Genomic DNA, 18,919 nt, shown 5'->3' on the forward strand with positions numbered 1-18,919 from the left:
CTTCACTCGACATCGTATTCGACGAAGCTGTTCTCGCGCGCGAAGCTGACGAGCCGCAGGCCCGCCTGCTTCGCGATCGAAATGGCGAGCGAGGTGGGCGCGGAAATCGTCGCGATCATCGGCACGCCGACGCGCGCCGATTTGCGCACGAGTTCATAGCTCGCGCGGCTCGACAGGTACACGAAACCTTGCGTCGTGTCCTCGCGGCGCAGGATCAACTGGCCGATGAGCTTGTCGAGCGCGTTATGCCGCCCGACGTCCTCGAAGGCGTAGCGCACCGCGCCGTTTTCGTCGCACCACGCGGCGGCGTGCAGACCGCCCGTCAGCTTCGTCAATTGCTGATGCGCGGGCAATTCGCGCGCGGCGCGTTCGATCGCATCGGGCGCGAGACGATTCAGAAAGCCGGTCTCCGGCACGCGTTCCGGCTGAAGATCGAGCAAGTCGATGCTTTCGATGCCGCACACGCCGCATCCGGTGCGCCCGGCGAGCGCGCGCCGCTTGTCCTTCAGCGACGCGAAAGCCTGCTGCACGACCTGCAGATGCACTTCCGCATGCGGCAACGCGACGCCGTCATCCCGCAAATAAACCTCGATATCGTGGATATCGCTGCCGCGCTCAACTATGCCTTCCGTCATCGAAAAGCCCACTGCGAACGCTTCGAGATCGCGTGGCGTGCACATCATCACCGCGTGCGAAATGCCGTTGAAAACCAGCGCGACGGGCCATTCCTGACCGACGTTGTCAGCGGCGATCGCAACTTCGTTCTTGCGATGCCTGCGCACCTGGCGCTCGACGAAGCCGGGTTGGTCGTCGGTTTCGAGTTGTTCCACTTCAATGCTCCTGACCGCTCACTTCGAGTAAAGTCGGGTATGTGACTTGCTGCCAAAAGTTGCTGTCCGCACGCATCGCGACGCGAACAGCGGCTAGATTGCAATGGTTCCAGCCAGATCCAAGGCCCTACAATAACTTAAGCGGGCATCGCGCGCCGCGCCTTAAGCGGGCATCGCGCGCCGCGCCGCCCGCTTCAATCCAACGAGGCTTCGCTATGGGACTTTACGACGCCGCGCGTCTCTTCGGATTCGAAGTCGAATCCTCTGACAATCTGCGCTTCATTCCGCTTGCCGTGCGCTTCAATCTCGACCGCTTCGGCATGCGCATCTCGCTTGACCAATGGCAGCAGCTTCCTTACGAAGATCGCGCGTTGCTGGCGCGCTTTCCGATCGAAGAAGAGGCCGAGCTCGAGAAGAACTTCGACCTCGCGCTTGAAGAGATGCTGAAGACGCACGCCAATGCCGCGCCCGAAAAGATCGAACGCGACCCCGATCCGGTGTGGATGCACGCCGATGCCGTGCCGGAAACCGTGATCCGTCAAAGCAGCCTCTCCGGGATCAGCGCGCCGAGTCTCGATCGCTGGGGCCAACTCGATCGTTTCCAGCGTTACGCGCTCGCGAAACTCTCGCGCAACACGGACAAGGTCAATCACGATTTCCTGCCCGCGATGAAAGAGTTCGGTCTCACGGAGTGAGCACGCGGCTCGCAAACGTTAAGCAGCCGCTTTAATCAGATTATTTGCGGGTGAGCCCTAAATGTCGGGCGAGAGGCGCCGTTAATGGACGTTATCCATTAATCGGGCGTGGAGCCGTTCGCCACGCCGCGCATTGCGTTCGATGTGCGCGCATCAAAGGGATTAGCCCGCTCTTCATGACTCGATTCCTCTCCAGAGGTTTGCTCGTCAACATTGCCGTCGTGCTGGCCGCGCTCGGCGCCAACGCGTTCGTCGCCTGCGAGCGGATCGGCGGTCTGCGTGAAAGCGACGCGCGCACCTTGCGCTCGATGAGCCTGCTGCGCGACCTCGCGAACTATCGCAGCACGCTCGGCGAATCGCTGACGCAACTGAGCCGCTTCGAAGCGACCGGCATCGCGGAAACCGCAGCGGGCCATCAGGAACGCGTGGCGCATCTCGACGCGCTCGAAAGCGGCCTGCGCGCGCAGTTCGAAATGGAGCCCGGCATGATGGGCGCATTCGATGCGCTCGCCGCCCGCGCCGCCGTCATGCGGCACGACGCCGACGTCGCCTTCGAGCGCGCGAAGAACGCGAGCCCCGACGCGTCCCGTGCATGGGCCGATGCGGCGTTCGTTACGCTCGGCGAGGATCAGCAAGGCGTCGACGACGAGCTCGCGGCGGTGCGCTCGCGCATCGACAACGCGACGATCGGCGCGCTCGATCAGTCCGCGCGGGCGTCGAGCGGCGCCATGCTGCTGCTCGTCTTCACGATGCTCGCGGGCAGCGCCGTGCTGATCTGGCTCTTCGCGAGCCGCGAGCGGCAATCGCGCGAGAAGCTCGGCGCGGCGCGCGCGCGACAGCGCAGCAACGAGCGCTTTCGCGGCATGTTCGAGGCGCATCCGGTGCCGATGTGGATCGTCGATAGCGAGACGATGCGCTTCGTTGCCGTGAATCAGGCCGCGATCGAACACTTCGGCTTCAACGAGCCGGAGTTCATGAACATGACGCTGCGCGATCTGCATCATGCGGACGACTTCGACAGCTTCGCCGCGCGTCTTGCGCGCAGCGGCGGCGAAGGCGGCGAGCGGGGCGAGCGCGCTCAGTCGGGACGAGGTTCGGCGGGCGTCTGGCGCTATCGCTGCAAGGACGGATCGATCGTGGGCGCGGACGTGTCGCATCACTCGCTCATCTACTCGAGCCGGCCGGGCATCTTCATGCTGGCGAACGACGTGACCGACCGCATCAACGCGGAAGCCGAAGCGCGCCGCTCGAACGAGATGCTCGAAGCGGTCATCGACAACATCCCGCAGCGCGTGTTCTGGAAGGACCGCGAACTGCGCTATCTCGGCTGCAACAATGCGTTCGCGCGCGATGCGGGTCTCGCGTACAACGAGCAGGTCATCGGCAAGACGGATTTCGACTTGCCGTGGAGCGCGCTCGCGGATCTGGTGCGCGCGGACGACGAAGAGGTCATCGTCACGACCGTGCCGAAGATGCATCACGAGCGCGACATCGTGATGGGCGACCAGTTGCGCACCGTCGTTTCGAGCAAGCTGCCGTTGCTCGACGGCGAAGGGCAGACCATCGGCGTGCTCGGTTCGTATCACGACGTCACCGATCACAAGCGCGCCGAACTCGCGCTGCGTCTGCAAAGCCGCGCGCTGGACGCGAGCGTGAACGCGATTCTGATCACCGGCGTCGTCGATGGCGCGAACGTGATCGAGTATGCGAATCCGGCGTTCAAGCGCATCACGGGTTATGACCCGAGCGAGGTCATCGGCCAGGATTGCCGCTTCCTGCACGGCCCGGACGGAGATCAGGAAGGGCTCACGTCGATCCGCCGCGCCCTCGATGCGAACATGGAAGCGAGCGTCGTCGTGCGCAACTATCGCAAGGACGGCGCGCTCTTCTGGAACCAGCTCTTCGTCGCGCCGGTGCCGAACGCGCAGGGCATGACCACGCATCACATCGGCATCATCAACGACGTGACCGATCTGATGCGCTATCAGGAAGAGCTCGAATATCAGGCGAATTACGACACGCTCACGCGCCTGCCGAATCGCAATCTGCTGAAAGATCGCCTGCAGCACGCGATAGAAACGGCGCGGCGGCGCGATGCGAAGATCGCGGTCGTGTTCATGGATCTCGACGGCTTCAAGAACGTCAACGACAGTCTCGGCCACAGCGTCGGCGACCGTCTGCTTGCGGTGATCGCGGAGCGGCTCGCGCGCTCGGCGCGTACGAGCGATACGGTCGCGCGTCACGGCGGCGACGAGTTCGTCGTCGTGCTGCCGGACATCACCGACGAAGCCGGTCTCATCGTGTGGATGGAGCGCACGCGCGCGGCGATCTCCGAACCGGTGTGGATCGACGACACCGAGCTGTATGTCGGCTGCAGCATGGGCGCGAGTCTTTATCCGCAAGACGGCGACGACGCCGAAACCGTGATGAAGAAGGCCGACCTCGCGATGTATCGCGCGAAGGACATGGGCCGCAACAACTATCAGTTTTATCAGCCGGAGATGAACGCGAGCGTCGGCGCGCGCATGAATCTCGAACGGCGCTTGCGGCGCGCGCTGCGCGACGGCGAATTCCTGCTGCACTATCAGCCGCAGGTCGACATGTCGACGCGTCAGATCGTCGGCATCGAAGCGCTCGTGCGCTGGCACGACCCCGAGCAAGGGCTCGTGTCGCCGGCGTCGTTCATTCCGGTGGCGGAGGAGAGCGGGCTGATCGGACCGCTTTCCGAATGGGTGCTGCGCGAAGCGTGCCGGCAGAACAAGGCGTGGCAGGATGCGGGGCTGCCGCCGGCGCGCGTGTCGGTGAACTTGTCGGCGCGGCATTTCCAGCAGCGTGACATCGCCCGGCTCGTGACTTCGGTGCTCGAAGAGACGGGCCTTGCGCCGCGCTATCTCGAACTCGAACTCACCGAAAGCGCGATCATGCGCAACGCCGAGGAAGCGATCACGATGCTCTCGGAGCTATCGGCGCTCGGCATCGGTATTGCAATCGACGACTTCGGCACCGGCTATTCGAGCCTGTCGTATCTCAAGCGCTTTCCGGTGCATCGGCTGAAGATCGATCGCTCGTTCGTCGCGGATATCGGCTCGTCGGGCGACGATGAAACCATCACGTCGGCGATCATCGCGCTCGCGCATTCGCTCGAGATGCAGGTGATCGCGGAGGGCGTCGAAACGCACGCGCAGCACGATTTCCTGCGCGAGCGCGATTGCGACGAAATGCAGGGCTACCTTTTCTCGCGCCCGATGCCGCACGAGGCGATTCCGGGCCTTTTGCAGCAGGGCGTGCTGCCCCACTGATCGATTTTTATCAGTCCAGCGACGGCAGCACGCGCGGGCGGCGATCGCGGTCAGTCGCGACGTAGGTGAGCGTCGCTTCCGTCACCTTGACGACTTCTTCGGCGAGGCTCATGCGCTGCGCCCAGACTTCGACCGACACCGTGATGGACGTGTTGCCCGTCTTGACGATGTCGGCGTAAAAGCTCAGCAGATCGCCGACGAAAACCGGGTGCTTGAACAGGAACGAATTCACGGCGACGGTCGCGACGCGGCCGTTCGCGCGGCGGCTCGCCGGAATGGAGCCGGCGATATCGACCTGCGCCATGATCCATCCGCCGAACACGTCGCCGTGGACGTTGGCGTCGGCGGGCTGCGGCACGACGCGCAGCGCGACGTGTTTCTCAGGAAGATTGGGATGGTCGGTCATGGGAGGCGTTCCGGTTTGCAAGGCGGCGCGAAGGCTGGCGCGCGTGAGCGGCCTCTTGAACCTTCTGCGACAATGCCTATTTATGAATGAGCCCGATTGCGCGCGACGTCGCGCCAGGGGCTTGCAGCAAATTGTACGGGAAAGCATCCAGACGAAGTTGCGCCCGTTTCGACGATAAAAACCTTCCCCACGCCGCGCCCGACTCCATTCGCGCGACGCGCTCGAACGATACGAACTCATGCGCCGCTTCCCGAACGCAGAGCCCGGGCCCGCGCAGCAAGGCCCGCGCAACGACTGGCAGACGATCCGCTCGCTGCTGCCTTATCTCACGACGTACAAATGGCGCGTCGCGTTCGCGCTGACGTGCCTCATCGGCGCGAAGGTTGCGAACCTCGGCGTGCCGATCGTGATGAAGCGCATCGTCGACGGCCTCGCTTCCGTGCAGCATCTCACCGCGCTCGGACGCGCGAACGATTCGCCGGGCATCGTGCTGATCGGCGGAATCGGGCTGCTCGTCGTCGCGTATGCGGCCGCGCGGCTTTCTACGTCGCTCTTCACCGAGTTGCGCGAACTGCTCTTCGCCAAGGTCACGGAAAGCGCCGTGCGGCAACTCGCGCTGCAAGTGTTCCGGCATCTGCATTCGCTGTCGCTGCGCTTTCATCTGGAGCGACAGACGGGCGGCATGTCGCGCGATATCGAACGCGGCACGCGCGGCATCCAGCAGCTCGTTTCGTATTCGCTCTACAGCATTCTGCCGACGCTCGTCGAGGTCGGACTCGTGCTCGCGTTCTTCGTGACGAAGTACGAGGCGTATTACGCGATCGTCACGTTCATCGCGCTCGTCACGTATATCGTGTTCACGGTGAAGGTGACGGAGTGGCGCACGCACTTTCGCCGCACGATGAACGATCTCGATTCGAAAGCGAATTCGCGCGCGATCGATTCGCTGCTCAACTACGAGACCGTGAAATACTTCGGCAACGAAGAGTGGGAAACGCGCCGTTACGATGAAAATCTTCAGCGCTATCGCGCGGCCGCGATCAAGTCGCAGCGCTCGCTGTCGATGCTGAACTTCGGGCAGCAGACGATCATCGGCGTGGGGCTCGTTTTCATCCTCTGGCGCGCGACGCAGGGCGTGATGGCGGGGCGTCTGACGCTCGGCGATCTCGTGCTCATCAACACCTTCATGTTGCAGTTGTACATTCCGCTGAATTTCCTCGGCGTCGTGTATCGCGAACTGAAGCAGGCGCTGACCGACATGGATCGCATGTTCACGCTGCTCGGCGCGGGCCGCGAAGTGCCCGATGCGCCGAACGCGCCCGCGCTTGCCGTGCGCGGCGGCGAAGTGCGCTTCGAGAACGTGAGCTTCGCGTATGAGAAGGCGCGGCCGATCCTGCATGGCGTCGATTTCACGATTCCCGCGGGCACGACGACGGCGGTCGTCGGACACAGCGGCTCGGGCAAATCGACGCTCGGCCGGCTGCTCTTTCGCTTCTACGATCTCGATCGCGCGCAGGGCGGCAGCATTCGCATCGACGGGCAGGACATTCGCGACGTCACACAGGATTCGTTGCGCGCGGCGATCGGCATCGTGCCGCAGGACACCGTGCTCTTCAACGATTCGATCTATTACAACATCGCGTACGGGCGTCCTTCGGCGAGCCGCGACGAAGTGATCGCGGCGGCGCGCGCGGCGCATATCCACGATTTCATCGAGGCGTTGCCGGCGGGCTATGACACGGCCGTCGGCGAGCGTGGATTGAAGCTGTCGGGTGGCGAGAAGCAGCGCGTCGCGATCGCGCGCACGCTGCTCAAGAATCCGCCGATTTTGATCTTCGACGAAGCCACGTCCGCGCTCGATTCGAAGTCCGAGCGCGCGATTCAGCACGAACTCGACTCGATCGCGCGCGAGCGGACGACCCTCATCATCGCGCATCGGCTATCGACGGTCGTGCATGCGCAGCAGATCATCGTGATGGATCACGGGCGCATCGTCGAGCGCGGCACGCATGCGGAGTTGCTGCGTGCGGGCGGGCTGTTCGCCCAGATGTGGGCGCTTCAGCAACAGCGCGCCGCCAGCTCCGGCGAAGGAGAGGCGGCGCTGGCGACACTGGGCGAATGACGCGCTGTCCTCACTCCATCGCGTGCGCGCCGCCGATGGCGACGCCATCGTGCGATTGCGAAGCCGTCGACGACCAGCGCAGCCACTGACCGCGCAGTACGAAGAGCGCGCCGAACGCGCACGTTGCGAGCACGCCGAACGTGGCGAAGCCCATTTGATAGCTGCCCGTGCTTTCCTTCGCGATGCCCATGATGACCGGCAGATAGAACCCGCCGATACCGCCCGCTGCGCCGACGATTCCCGACAGCAATCCCGTCTTGCCCTTCCAGCGATGCGGCACGAGCTGGAACGTCGAGCCGTTGCCCAGGCCGAACGCGATATACAGGCAGATGAGAATCGCGAGACCGCCCGCGACCGGCGGCATCCAGATCGCGAACGCGAAGTCGCCGATGGCGATGGCCGCGAGCAGCACGAGCAGCGCACGCACGCCGGTCACGCGATCGGCGACATAACCGCCGAACGGACGCACGATCGCGCCGAGAAACGCGAGCAGCGACATGAAGAGGCCGGCTTCGAGCTTCGGCATCTGATAAAGCGAGGTAAGCAGCAGCGTCACATACGACGACATGCCGACGAAACCGCCGAACGTGATGCTGTAAATGAGCATGATGACCCACGTGTCGCGCTCGCCGAGCACCGACCGATAATGCCGCGGCAGCACCGCGATCGCAATGAGCGCGCCGATCACCGGCAAGAGCAGTACGCCCGCCTTGCCGCCGCCGAACACGCCCGCGTTGACCGCGAGCACCAGCACGATCAGGCTCACGAGCGTCACCGCGAAGCTCGACAGCGCGCGCATCGTGCTGCCGGTTTTCACGCCGGCATCGGACGCCCATGCGAAGAGCGCGACGCCCGTAATCGCGAGCAGCGGCAGCGCGGCGGCGGTCGACATCTGCCAGCCGAAGGCATCGGCGAGATGCGGGAACAGGAAGCCGTCGAGCACCGCGCCGATGTTGCCTGCCGCGGCGAGTCCGAGCACGAGGCCCTGCACCTTCGGCGGATAGTTGCTGCCAGCCATCGGCAACGCGACGGCGAAGCTCGCGCCGCCCATGCCGAGGAACACGCCGAGCACAAGCAACACCGCATACGACGGCACGCCGGGCATGAGCGGCAGCACGATCGACGGAATCGACGAGAGCAGGACGCCCATCAGCGCGACGCGCCGTCCATCGGTCGATTGATAGAGGTTGCCGAGCGTCACGCGCAGAATGGCGGCGGCCAGCACCGGCACCGCGACGAGAAAGCCTTGCTGCGCGGCGGACATCGTCACGTCGCGTCCGATGAACGGCGCGAGCGGCCCATACAGTACCCAGACGGTAAAGCCCGTATCGAAGTAGAGGAAACAGGCGAGGAGCGAGCGCCAGTTGCCGCTCTTGAGCGATGCGATCAGATTGGACATTGCGGGTTCCGTATATGCGCGTGCTGCCGAATGAGCACGCGACGGCCCCGAAAATTGCAAGCATCATGCCAATGGAATGCATATTTACCGATGCGCCGGATAGCGCAAGGGTCGGCGAGGGATCAGAGCACGCGTGAGGTTCCGCGTCCCGCAAACCGACAGCACCGCGTCCGTGCGTGACCGCATGCGAATGGTGCGCCGCGCCTTCGCACGGCTCATGCGCCCGCTAGAATGCGTTCTTTGCCAAGGAAGCGCCGCGCGCGCCCGAGAAACGCATGGAACTGAAATGGCTGGAAGACTTCGTGTCGCTCGCGGAGACGCGCAGCTTCAGTCGATCCGCCGAGCTTCGGCACATCACGCAGCCCGCGTTCTCGCGACGCATTCAGGCGCTCGAAGCGTGGCTCGGCACGGAACTCATCGACCGGTCGGTGTATCCGACGCGCCTCACGCAAGCCGGCAACGTGTTCTACGAGCAGGCGCTCGCGATGCTCTCGCAGTTCCACGAAGCGCGCACGCTATTGCGCGGACAAGGCGGCGTGCCGTCGGCGACCATCGAATTCGCCGTGCCGCACACGCTTTCGCTCACGTATTTTCCGCGCTGGCTCGAACACATCGAGGCGCGGCTCGGACGCATCCGCACGCGGCTGCGCGCGCTCAATGTGCACGATGCGGTGCTGTCGCTCGTCGAAGGCGGTGTCGATCTCGTGATGGGCTATCACCATCCGAGTCATCCGGTTGCGCTCGATCCCGCGCGCTACGACATGCTCACGCTCGGCGCCGAACCGATCAGCCCGTTTTCCGCCGTGACCAAAGGCGGACGCGCGCGCTTCACGCTGCCCGCGACGGCCGAATCGCCGGTGCCGTATCTGTCGTACACGCCTAATGCGTACCTCGGGCGCATGACGGAAGTCATCATCGCGACCGCGCCGACGCGCCTCTATCTCGACAAGGTCTATGAAACCGACATGGCCGAAGGTCTGAAAGCGATGGCGCTCGCCGGTCATGGCGTCGCGTTCCTGCCGCACAGCGCTGTCGAGGATGCAGTGGAAGAAGGTCGGCTCGTGCGCCTCGATCGCGGCACGCGCGGCACGCCCGCCGGCCAGTTCACGCTGACGATGGAAATCCGCCTTTATCGCGACAAGCTCGCAGCGCAGGGCGAAGAGCCGCGACAGGCATTGATGCGCGCGCTATGGGACGCGGTCGGTGAGGAATTGCTGAAGGCGCAGCCTGAGAAGCCCGCGGCATAAGGCTCCGCGACGTTATGCAAGTTTTGCATGACGGGATAAGGAAACGGCATTGGATTTGGAAACGACGTTTTTCGACAATGAGCGAATTCCTTCACCGCTGGAGCATCAATGTCTGCCTCGAAGCAACCTGTGCAAGCGCCGGACGCAAAACACGCTATCCCGTCGTATCTCCATGCCGATGATCTCGGTCCCTGGGGAAACTATCTGCAACAGGTCGATCGCGTTGCCCCGTATCTCGGTTCTCTCTCCCGCTGGCTCGAAACCCTCAAGCGCCCGAAGCGCATTCTCGTCGTCGATTGCCCGATCGAGCTGGATAACGGCACCGTCGCGCATTTCGAGGGTTATCGCGTGCAGCACAACACGTCGCGCGGTCCCGGCAAGGGTGGCGTGCGTTACCACCAGGACGTGACGCTCTCCGAAGTGATGGCGCTGTCCGCGTGGATGTCGGTGAAGAACGCGGCGGTAAACGTGCCGTACGGCGGCGCGAAGGGCGGCATTCGTGTCGATCCGCGCACGCTGTCGCGTGGCGAACTGGAACGCGTGACGCGTCGCTATACGAGCGAGATCGGCATCATCATCGGGCCGAACACGGACATTCCCGCGCCGGACGTGAACACGAACGAGCAGATCATGGCATGGATGATGGACACCTACTCCATGAACCAGGGCCAGACGGCAACCGGCGTCGTGACCGGCAAGCCGATTTCGCTCGGCGGCTCGCTCGGCCGCAAGGAAGCGACGGGGCGCGGCGTGTTCGTCGTCGGCACGGAAGCGGCGCGGCGCATCGGCATGGAGATCGAAGGCGCGCGCATCGCGGTGCAGGGCTTCGGCAACGTCGGCGGCATCGCGGCCAAGCTGTTCCAGGAAGCGGGCGCGAAGGTCATCGCCGTGCAGGATCACACGGGAACGATTCATAACTCGAAGGGCATCGATACCGTCGCGCTGCTCGATCACGTCGCGAAGAACGGCGGCGTGGGCGGCTTCGCGGGCGCGGATCCGGTACAGGCGGAAGAATTCTGGATGATCGAAAGCGACATCCTCATTCCGGCCGCGCTGGAAAACCAGATCACCGAGAAGAACGCGTCGAAGATCCGCACGAAGATCGTCGTCGAAGGCGCGAACGGCCCGACCACGACCGCGGCCGACGACATCCTCAACGACAAGGGTATCCTCGTGATCCCGGACGTGATCGCGAATGCGGGCGGCGTGACCGTGTCGTACTTTGAATGGGTGCAGGACTTCTCGAGCTTCTTCTGGACCGAGGACGAGATCAATCAGCGTCTCGAGCGCGTGATGCGCGAAGCGTTCGCGGGCGTGTGGCAGGTCGCGAGCGAGCACAAGGTATCGGTGCGCACGGCGGCGTTCATCGTCGCGTGTACGCGCATTCTGCAGGCGCGCGAGATGCGCGGGCTGTATCCCTGATTCGGTGTCAGGCGGTCGTGCCCTTTAATTGATTGCGGGCGGCATTTCATTCGGAATGCCGCCCGCATTTGCATGAAAGCGACAAGTCGGCCGACTCGCTGCATTCGGTCAAGCATGGTCACAAAAACGCCAGTAATATGCGCGGTCGCACCGGGTTGCACCCTTACGGCGACGGCGTCTCAGAAATAAGACGGTCGTGGGTTAACAATCATTCTTTCAGAATAATTACCCTGCTAAACTTGCCCCGGTTTTTCGCCACAGGAGATCGAACACATGAAGGTTAAAAAGGCTGCGCTGCTCGTCGCCGCGCTCGGGTTTCTCGCCACCGGCGCATACGCTCAAGACGCCGGCACGCTGAAGAAAATCAAGGACACGGGCGTGATCTCGCTGGGGCATCGCGAATCGTCCATTCCGTTTTCCTACTATGACGACAAGCAACAAGTCGTCGGCTACTCGCATGAGTTCGCGCTGAAGGTGGTGGACGCGGTCAAGCAGAAGCTCGGCATGTCCGACCTGAAGGTGAAGCTCACGCCGATCACTTCGCAGAACCGCATTCCGCTCGTGCAGAACGGCACCGTCGATATCGAGTGCGGCTCGACGACGAACAACGCCGAGCGTCAGCAGCAAGTTTCCTTCTCGAACACGATCTTCGTGATCGGCACGCGCCTCATGACCAAGAAGGATTCGGGCGTGAAGGACTGGGCCGACCTGAAGGGCAAGACCGTCGTGACGACCGCCGGCACCACGTCCGAGCGCCTGCTTCGCAAGATGAATCAGGACAAGAACATGGGCATGAACATCATCAGCGCGAAGGATCACGGCGAGTCGTTCCTGACGCTGTCGACCGGCCGCGCCGTCGCGTTCATGATGGACGATGCGCTGCTCGCGGGCGAGCGCGCGAAGTCGAACAACCCGAACGATTTCGTGATCGTCGGTGCGCCGCAATCGCATGAAGCGTACGGCTGCATGATCCGCAAGAACGATCCGGAGTTCAAGAAGGTCGTCGACGACGCGATCGCCAAGGTCGAAACCTCGGGCGAAGCGGACAAGATCTACAAGAAGTGGTTTGAAAGCCCGATTCCGCCGAAGGGTCTCAACCTCAACTTCCCCGAAAGTGAAGACATGAAGGCTCTCTACAAGAGCCCGAATGACAAGGCAATCGACTAACCGGTTCGGTAATCGAACAGACGAAACGGAAGGAGCTTGCTTCTTCCGTTTCTTTTTGGAGTGAGTCCATGTCTTATCACTGGAACTGGGGCATCCTGCTGAGTCCGGTTTCGACCGGCGAGCCCACCACCTATCTCGGCTGGCTGATTTCCGGCTTCTGGGTGACGATCACCGTGTCGCTCGCGGCCTGGGTGATCGCGCTCGTGGTCGGCTCGTTGTTCGGCATCTTGCGCACGGTCCCGAATCGCACGCTGGCGGGCATCGGCACCGTCTACGTCGCGATCTTCCGCAACATTCCGCTGATCGTGCAGTTCTTCGTCTGGTATCTCGTGATACCGGAATTGCTGCCGCCTTCCATCGGCAACTGGTTCAAGCAACTGCCGCCCACCGCGCAGTTCTTTTCGTCGTCGATCATCTGTCTCGGGCTTTTCACCGGCGCACGCGTGTGCGAGCAGGTGCGCTCGGGCATCAACGCGCTGCCGCGCGGACAGCGCAACGCGGGTCTCGCGATGGGCTTCACGCAATGGCAGACGTATCGCTACGTGCTGATGCCGGTCGCGTACCGCATCATCGTGCCGCCGCTCACGTCCGAGTTCCTCAACGTGTTCAAGAACTCGGCGGTCGCGTCGACCATCGGTCTGCTGGATCTGTCCGCTCAGGCGCGCCAGCTCGTCGATTACACGGCGCAGACGTATGAATCGTTCATCGCGGTGACGATCGCCTACATGCTCATCAACCTCGTCGTGATGCAACTGATGCGCTGGGTCGAGGCGAAGACGCGGTTGCCTGGCTACATCGGAGGCAAATAAATGCATCAGTTCAACTGGAGCGGTGTGCTCGCGTCGTGGCCCACGCTGATGACGGGCGCGAAGATCACGCTGCAGATCACCGTGCTCGCCATCGTGGTCGGCATCATCTGGGGCACGATTCTCGCGCTGTTCCGCCTTTCGGGCGTGAAGCCGCTGCAATGGTTCGCGAGCGCGTACGTGACGCTGTTCCGCTCGATTCCGCTCGTGATGGTGCTGCTGTGGTTCTTCCTGATCGTGCCGCAGCTGTTGCAAAACGTGCTCGGACTGTCGGCCGACATCGACATCCGTCTTGCCTCGGCGATGGTCGCGTTCTCGCTCTTCGAAGCCGCGTACTATTCGGAAATCATCCGCGCCGGCATTCAAGCGGTGCCGCGCGGTCAGGTGAACGCGGCGTTCGCGCTCGGCATGACCTACGGCCAGGCGATGAAGCTCGTCGTGCTGCCGCAGGCCTTCCGCGCGATGGTGCCGCTCTTGCTCACGCAGGCGATCGTCCTGTTTCAGGATACGTCGCTCGTCTACGTCATCAGTCTCGCGGACTTCTTCCGCACGGCGACGAACATCGGGGATCGAGACGGCACGTCCGTCGAAATGGTTCTGTTCGCGGGCGCGTGCTATTTCGTGATTTGCGTGGTGGCGTCGGCGCTCGTCAAAAGTCTTCAGAAAAAGGTCGCAAGATGATCTCTATCAAGAATGTTTCCAAGTGGTACGGGCAGTTCCAGGTGCTCACCGACTGCACGACCGAAGTGAAGAAGGGCGAGGTCGTCGTGGTGTGCGGCCCGTCGGGTTCGGGCAAGTCGACGCTCATCAAGACCGTGAACGGCCTGGAGCCGTTCCAGAAGGGCGAAATCACGATCAACGGCCAGTCGCTGACGGACAAGAAGACGAATCTGTCGAAGCTGCGTTCGAAGGTCGGCATGGTGTTCCAGCACTTCGAGCTGTTTCCGCATCTGACGATCACGCAGAACCTGACGCTCGCGCAGATCAAGGTGCTCGGCCGTTCGAGCGACGAAGCCACGCAGAAGGGCATGAAGCTGCTGGATCGCGTCGGCCTGCGCGCGCATGCGGACAAGTTTCCGGGCCAGTTGTCCGGCGGTCAGCAGCAGCGCGTGGCGATTGCGCGCGCGCTGTCGATGGACCCGATCGCGATGCTCTTCGACGAGCCGACGTCCGCGCTCGATCCGGAGATGATCAACGAAGTGCTCGACGTGATGGTCGAACTCGCGCAGGAAGGCATGACCATGATGTGCGTGACGCACGAAATGGGCTTTGCGAAGAAGGTGGCGAATCGCGTGATCTTCATGGATCGCGGGCTCATCGTCGAGGACGATCAGAAGGAAGCGTTCTTCGCGAATCCGAAGTCGGATCGTGCGAAGGATTTCCTCGCGAAGATCCTGCACTGAGTCTCGGCTCGGCAAAGCAAAACGGCGCTTCCGAAAAGAAGCGCCGTTTTTTATTCGATCCCGAGTTCCGATTCCATCGCCGCTGTCGTCCGTATCTCGTCGATCTTCAGCGCGGATCCGATGCACGCCTTCGCGAGCGGCTCGGCCGCTTTCCTCGCCACTTCCTCCGGCACCGGAATATTCGTCGCGCGGGCGAGATCGCCGCACTGGAACATCGCGAGATCGCCGGGGGCGAAGCGCGTCCAGATTTCGTTGTCGGTGAGCGGCGACGTCGCGATCACGGCGACGCGGTCTTCCGGCGTCGTGTACTTGGCGAAATCGATCGACATGTCGGCATCGATCAGATGCGCGGTCGAGAACGGCCAGCTACGCACAAGGTAGTACAAATGCGTCGAGCAGTGCGAGAAGAGCGCCTGCCCGTTCGACATCAGAAAGTTGAAGACGCCGTATTGCGTGATGTCGCGGGTAAGTTCGGCGAGCGCGTCGAACAGTTCGTCGAGCGGCGGCTGCGAGCACGGAAACGCGCGCCGCAAGCCTTGCAGGAGCGCGCAGAAGGCAAGCTCGCTGTCCGTCGTGCCGACCGGCTGATATACGCCGGTGAGTTCGGGTGCGTGGCCTTTGAGGTCGCCGTTGTGCGCGAAGATCCAGTGCCGGCCCCACAGTTCGCGCATGAACGGATGGCAGTTCTCGAGCAGGATATGCCCCTGCGTCGCCTTGCGGATATGCGCGATCGTGTTCTTCGACTTGATCGGATAGCGCTTCACCATGTCCGCGAGCGGCGAACTGGCGGACGACTGATGATCGATGAAAAGCCGGCAGGCCTTGTCCTCGAAAAACGCGATGCCCCAGCCGTCGGCATGATGATCGGTGACGCCGCCGCGCGCCGCGAAGCCGGTGAACGAGAACGTCACGTCGGTCGGTTCGGCGCAGTTCATTCCGAGAAGTTGGCACATGATGCTGAGGCGGTCGGCTTTTGGCCTGTTGTTACAATACGTCCGACAAGCATATCACCGAGACCGAATCGAAAAAAACGCGCAAACGCTCGTCGATGCGCGCGTTGTGGAAATTCCACGGCGATTTTTTCCGGTCCTTGCGTGGACTTGCGCCATTCCAACGTTCCCCGTCATCTCGCCATGTCCGCTACTTCATCCTCGCCCAATTCGCTCACGATCGCGCGTCCCGACGACTGGCATCTGCACGTGCGCGACGGCGCGACGCTCGCGGCCGTCCTGCCGCACACGGCGCGCCAGTTCGGCCGCGCAATCATCATGCCGAATCTGAAGCCGCCCGTGACGACGACGGAAATGGCCGCGGCCTATCGCGAGCGCATTCTGGCGGCGCTTCCGAAGGGCGCGCGCTTCGAGTCGTTGATGACGCTCTATCTCACCGACAACACGCCGCCCGACGAAATCCGCCGCGCGAAGGAAAGCGGCTTCGTGCATGGCGTGAAGCTGTATCCGGCGGGCGCGACGACCAATTCCGACGCAGGCGTGACCGATCTGCTCGGCAAATGCGCGAAAACGCTCGAAGCGATGCAGGACGTCGGCATGCCCTTGCTGACTCACGGCGAAGTGACCGATAGCGACATCGACGTCTTCGATCGCGAGAAAGTGTTCATCGACCGCGTGATGACGCCGCTGCGCCGCGATTTTCCCGCGCTGAAAGTCGTGTTCGAGCACATCACGACGAAGGACGCCGCCGATTACGTGCGCGACGCGGACGGCGAGATCGGCGCGACGATCACCGCGCATCACCTGCTGTACAACCGCAACATCATGCTGGTCGGCGGCATGCGTCCGCATTACTACTGCCTGCCGGTGCTGAAGCGCGAGACGCATCGCGTGGCGCTCGTCGAAGCGGCGACGTCGGGCAATCCGCGCTTTTTCCTCGGCACGGACAGCGCGCCGCATCCGAAGGGCTTGAAGGAGCACGCGTGCGGTTGCGCGGGTTGCTACACGGCGCTGCACGCGCTCGAACTCTATGCGGAAACTTTCGACAAAGCCGGCGCGCTCGACAAGCTCGAAGGCTTCGCGAGCTTCCACGGCGCGGACTTCTACGGTCTGCCGCGCAGCAAGGAATCGGTGACGATCGAGCGCGGTTCGTGGACGTTGCCCGCCGAATTCACCGCCGGCGATTCGACCGTCGTGCCGCTGCGTGGCGGCGAATCGATCGGCTGGCGTTTCGTGGACGCGCAGTAAGCACGCCGACGTGAGCGCGGGTTTCGCCGATATCGACTGGGCGCGGGCTTGGCTCGCGTCCATCGAAGCGCGCGGCAGGCGCTGGCAGACGGCGGCGCTCGCGGGTTACGACAACTATCTCGCGACATTGAACGACGACGCCACGGCCGCCGCGCAGGTCACGGGCCGCGGCAAGCCGCTTGCATTCATCGCGCAGGAAGCGCTGCCTTCGGGTGCGTCGTACGAAGGTCACATCGCGCAGACCGGCTGCGTGCCGACGCGCCACAATCTCCACGATTTCTTCAACGCCTCGATGTGGTTCGCGTATCCGCGCATCAAGGCGGCGCTCAACGCGCGGCAGGCCGAGCAGATCGATACGCTCGGCATCGGACCGACGCGCGGCGGCGTGCGCGACGCGCTCACGCTCTTCGATGAAAACGCGGTCTTCTTCGCCTGCGCCGATGCATCGCTTGGACGCGCGCTGCGCGGTTTCGGCTGGCGCACGCTCTTCGTCGGCGAGCGCGCGGCGTGGGGCACGCGCTGCGAGGCGCGCATTTTCGGGCACGCGTTGCTGGAAAAGCTCGTCGCGCCGTACAAGGCGTGTACGGGACACGCGTGGATCGTCGATGTTCCCGCCGACTATTTTTCGCTCGACGATGCCGCGCGCCGCGCGTTCATCGACGGATGCGTGTCCGAACGGCTGAACGCCGCGCCGATCGACAGCCGCGCGTTCGCGCCGCTGCCGGTGCTGGGCGTGCCGGGCTGGTGGGACGCGAATGCATCGCCCGATTTCTACGACGACGTTTCCGTCTTTCGACCGGGCCGCCGATCGCGCGGATGCTAAAATGACGAGTTGCAAAGCGGGCCAGGCAATCGCGGCCTCCAAGGTGAAAGCCGAAGAGGGCGAGGAAAGTCCGGACTCCACAGGGCAGGGTGATGGCTAACGGCCATCCGTGGCGACACGCGGAACAGGGCAACAGAAAGCAAACCGCCGATGGCTCCGGGCGCAAGTCCGGAGATCAGGTAAGGGTGAAACGGTGCGGTAAGAGCGCACCGCGGACGTCGCGAGACGTTCCGGCACGGTAACCTCCACCCGGAGCAATTCCAAATAGGCAGGCGCGCATCTTCGCGATGCAGGACGGGGCCCCCGTTCGTCTGCGGGTAGGAAGCTTGAGCGCGTCAGTAATGACGCGTCTAGAGGAATGATTGCCACGCGCGTCGCTTTCGGGCGGCGCGTGCACAGAATCCGGCTTATCGGCCCGCTTTGTCGTCATTCAAAAGAGAAGAGCCGGCGTCTCGCGACGTCGGCTCTTTTCGTTTTTGCTTCCGATGAAACTTACGCTTCGACGATCTCGAACGAATGCGTCAGCTCCGCCGATTTCGCCAGCATGATCGACGCCGAGCAATATTTGTCGTGCGACAGGTTGATCGCGCGCTCGACGGTCGCCGGGTTCAGGTTCTTGCCCGTCACGGTGAAGTGAAAGTGGATCTTCGTGAAGACTTTCGGGTCTTCGCTCGCGCGGTCGGCCTTCAGCGTGACCGAGCAGCCCTGGATTTCCTGACGGCTCTTTTTCAGGATCATCACGACGTCGTAGGCGGTGCATCCGCCGGTGCCGAGCAGCACCATTTCCATCGGGCGCGGTGCGAGATTGCGGCCGCCGCCTTCCGGTGCGCCGTCCATGTTTACGAGATGGCCGCTTCCCGTCTCGGCGGCGAAGGCCATGCCGTCTTGTCCCATCCAGCTAACTTTGCATTCCATGCTCAGGCTCCAGCTGCTCAGCGCGTCGTTACAGAGGCTACATTGTAGCGGTTCGGAATTTTTCCACCGGTCGCTGCTTACGAGCATCTACCGGTTGACGAAGCGTAAATCGGCGCGGCGATTCTGATGCCGGCCGTGAGCGCGCCAGTCGAGGACGGGCTCTAAAGGCTCATCGCGACGGCGTCCA

General features: G+C 63.1%; 16 protein-coding genes and 1 other RNA gene. 12 read left to right on the top strand and 5 right to left on the bottom strand.

Going from position 1 to position 18,919, the window contains the following annotated elements:
* Positions 1-2: 2 nt before the first annotated feature.
* The gene (fdhD, locus tag NCT05_RS02665; RefSeq protein ID WP_250456609.1) at positions 3-830 is read right to left on the bottom strand and encodes a formate dehydrogenase accessory sulfurtransferase FdhD; all 828 of its coding nucleotides are present in this window, start codon (positions 828-830) and stop codon (positions 3-5) included.
* Positions 831-1,045: 215 nt separating this feature from the next.
* Between fdhD and NCT05_RS02670 the strand changes: the two genes are divergently transcribed.
* Together NCT05_RS02670 and NCT05_RS02675 are read left to right on the top strand one after the other, a co-directional pair.
* On the top strand, positions 1,046-1,525 hold the full coding sequence (locus NCT05_RS02670) for a nitrate reductase associated protein (protein WP_008351596.1): 480 nt from the start codon (positions 1,046-1,048) through the stop codon (positions 1,523-1,525).
* 176 nt (positions 1,526-1,701) lie between these two features.
* The gene (locus NCT05_RS02675; RefSeq protein ID WP_175979790.1) at positions 1,702-4,824 is read left to right on the top strand and encodes a sensor domain-containing protein; all 3,123 of its coding nucleotides are present in this window, start codon (positions 1,702-1,704) and stop codon (positions 4,822-4,824) included.
* Positions 4,825-4,834: 10 nt separating this feature from the next.
* On the opposite strand, the gene NCT05_RS02680 is transcribed toward NCT05_RS02675, so the two are convergent.
* Entirely contained in the window at positions 4,835-5,230 is a 396-nt protein-coding gene (locus NCT05_RS02680; protein ID WP_008351593.1) for an acyl-CoA thioesterase, read from the bottom strand.
* A gap of 238 nt (positions 5,231-5,468) precedes the next feature.
* On the opposite strand from NCT05_RS02680, the gene NCT05_RS02685 reads away from it, so the two are divergent.
* The gene (locus NCT05_RS02685) at positions 5,469-7,352 is read left to right on the top strand and encodes an ABCB family ABC transporter ATP-binding protein/permease (RefSeq protein WP_008351592.1); all 1,884 of its coding nucleotides are present in this window, start codon (positions 5,469-5,471) and stop codon (positions 7,350-7,352) included.
* A 10-nt stretch (positions 7,353-7,362) separates the two neighbouring features.
* Here the strand turns inward: NCT05_RS02685 and NCT05_RS02690 are convergent, their stop codons facing one another.
* Positions 7,363-8,751, bottom strand: coding sequence for an MFS transporter (locus tag NCT05_RS02690; protein WP_175979791.1), 1,389 nt, complete (start codon positions 8,749-8,751; stop codon positions 7,363-7,365).
* A gap of 275 nt (positions 8,752-9,026) precedes the next feature.
* Between NCT05_RS02690 and NCT05_RS02695 the strand changes: the two genes are divergently transcribed.
* The 6 genes from NCT05_RS02695 to NCT05_RS02720 all read left to right on the top strand — a co-directional run bounded on the left by NCT05_RS02695 (position 9,027) and on the right by NCT05_RS02720 (position 14,796).
* On the top strand, positions 9,027-9,998 hold the full coding sequence (locus tag NCT05_RS02695) for a LysR substrate-binding domain-containing protein (RefSeq protein WP_008351590.1): 972 nt from the start codon (positions 9,027-9,029) through the stop codon (positions 9,996-9,998).
* Between the two features lie 108 nt (positions 9,999-10,106).
* The gene (locus NCT05_RS02700; RefSeq protein WP_008351589.1) at positions 10,107-11,420 is read left to right on the top strand and encodes a Glu/Leu/Phe/Val family dehydrogenase; all 1,314 of its coding nucleotides are present in this window, start codon (positions 10,107-10,109) and stop codon (positions 11,418-11,420) included.
* A 273-nt stretch (positions 11,421-11,693) separates the two neighbouring features.
* A complete protein-coding gene (locus NCT05_RS02705) occupies positions 11,694-12,587 on the top strand; it encodes a glutamate/aspartate ABC transporter substrate-binding protein (RefSeq protein ID WP_008351588.1) in 894 nt (297 codons plus the stop codon).
* A gap of 68 nt (positions 12,588-12,655) precedes the next feature.
* The gene (locus NCT05_RS02710; protein ID WP_008351587.1) at positions 12,656-13,396 is read left to right on the top strand and encodes an amino acid ABC transporter permease; all 741 of its coding nucleotides are present in this window, start codon (positions 12,656-12,658) and stop codon (positions 13,394-13,396) included.
* Positions 13,397-14,074: a glutamate/aspartate ABC transporter permease GltK gene (gene gltK / locus NCT05_RS02715; protein WP_008351586.1), complete on the top strand. Its 678-nt coding sequence runs from the start codon at positions 13,397-13,399 to the stop codon at positions 14,072-14,074.
* Entirely contained in the window at positions 14,071-14,796 is a 726-nt protein-coding gene (locus NCT05_RS02720) for an amino acid ABC transporter ATP-binding protein (protein WP_033536539.1), read from the top strand. Before gltK ends, NCT05_RS02720 begins: the two co-directional genes overlap by 4 nt.
* Before the next feature lie 50 nt (positions 14,797-14,846).
* On the opposite strand, the gene NCT05_RS02725 is transcribed toward NCT05_RS02720, so the two are convergent.
* Positions 14,847-15,749, bottom strand: a complete 903-nt coding sequence (locus tag NCT05_RS02725; RefSeq protein ID WP_075583487.1) for a class II glutamine amidotransferase — start codon at positions 15,747-15,749, stop codon at positions 14,847-14,849.
* Between the two features lie 180 nt (positions 15,750-15,929).
* Between NCT05_RS02725 and pyrC the strand changes: the two genes are divergently transcribed.
* The 3 genes from pyrC (at position 15,930) to rnpB (ending at position 18,243) form a co-directional block, all read left to right on the top strand.
* Complete coding sequence (pyrC, locus tag NCT05_RS02730) at positions 15,930-16,994, top strand: dihydroorotase (RefSeq protein WP_250501703.1); 1,065 nt, start codon at positions 15,930-15,932, stop codon at positions 16,992-16,994.
* Between the two features lie 10 nt (positions 16,995-17,004).
* On the top strand, positions 17,005-17,817 hold the full coding sequence (locus tag NCT05_RS02735) for a DUF3025 domain-containing protein (RefSeq protein ID WP_250501704.1): 813 nt from the start codon (positions 17,005-17,007) through the stop codon (positions 17,815-17,817).
* Positions 17,818-17,830: 13 nt separating this feature from the next.
* An RNA gene (gene rnpB, locus NCT05_RS02740) (RNase P RNA component class A) lies at positions 17,831-18,243 on the top strand.
* 66 nt (positions 18,244-18,309) lie between these two features.
* Here rnpB and NCT05_RS02745 read toward each other — a convergent pair.
* Positions 18,310-18,732, bottom strand: coding sequence for an OsmC family protein (locus tag NCT05_RS02745; protein ID WP_014190403.1), 423 nt, complete (start codon positions 18,730-18,732; stop codon positions 18,310-18,312).
* Positions 18,733-18,919: the final 187 nt, after the last annotated feature.

The organism is Caballeronia sp. AZ7_KS35, from assembly GCF_023631045.1.
GTDB classification, from domain to species: Bacteria; Pseudomonadota; Gammaproteobacteria; order Burkholderiales; family Burkholderiaceae; genus Caballeronia; species Caballeronia zhejiangensis.

What these genes read in the sequence shown, in the direction of transcription:
- NCT05_RS02710 (WP_008351587.1), top strand. Translation starts at nt 12,656, where the DNA reads ATGTCTTATCACTGGAACTGGGGCATCCTGCTGAGTCCGGTTTCGACC.
- NCT05_RS02690 (WP_175979791.1), bottom strand. Translation starts at nt 8,751, where the DNA reads ATGTCCAATCTGATCGCATCGCTCAAGAGCGGCAACTGGCGCTCGCTC.
- NCT05_RS02705 (WP_008351588.1), top strand. Translation starts at nt 11,694, where the DNA reads ATGAAGGTTAAAAAGGCTGCGCTGCTCGTCGCCGCGCTCGGGTTTCTC.
- NCT05_RS02680 (WP_008351593.1), bottom strand. Translation starts at nt 5,230, where the DNA reads ATGACCGACCATCCCAATCTTCCTGAGAAACACGTCGCGCTGCGCGTC.
- NCT05_RS02695 (WP_008351590.1), top strand. Translation starts at nt 9,027, where the DNA reads ATGGAACTGAAATGGCTGGAAGACTTCGTGTCGCTCGCGGAGACGCGC.
- pyrC (WP_250501703.1), top strand. Translation starts at nt 15,930, where the DNA reads ATGTCCGCTACTTCATCCTCGCCCAATTCGCTCACGATCGCGCGTCCC.
- NCT05_RS02700 (WP_008351589.1), top strand. Translation starts at nt 10,107, where the DNA reads ATGTCTGCCTCGAAGCAACCTGTGCAAGCGCCGGACGCAAAACACGCT.
- NCT05_RS02745 (WP_014190403.1), bottom strand. Translation starts at nt 18,732, where the DNA reads ATGGAATGCAAAGTTAGCTGGATGGGACAAGACGGCATGGCCTTCGCC.
- NCT05_RS02725 (WP_075583487.1), bottom strand. Translation starts at nt 15,749, where the DNA reads ATGTGCCAACTTCTCGGAATGAACTGCGCCGAACCGACCGACGTGACG.
- NCT05_RS02670 (WP_008351596.1), top strand. Translation starts at nt 1,046, where the DNA reads ATGGGACTTTACGACGCCGCGCGTCTCTTCGGATTCGAAGTCGAATCC.
- NCT05_RS02720 (WP_033536539.1), top strand. Translation starts at nt 14,071, where the DNA reads ATGATCTCTATCAAGAATGTTTCCAAGTGGTACGGGCAGTTCCAGGTG.
- NCT05_RS02675 (WP_175979790.1), top strand. Translation starts at nt 1,702, where the DNA reads ATGACTCGATTCCTCTCCAGAGGTTTGCTCGTCAACATTGCCGTCGTG.
- NCT05_RS02685 (WP_008351592.1), top strand. Translation starts at nt 5,469, where the DNA reads ATGCGCCGCTTCCCGAACGCAGAGCCCGGGCCCGCGCAGCAAGGCCCG.
- gltK (WP_008351586.1), top strand. Translation starts at nt 13,397, where the DNA reads ATGCATCAGTTCAACTGGAGCGGTGTGCTCGCGTCGTGGCCCACGCTG.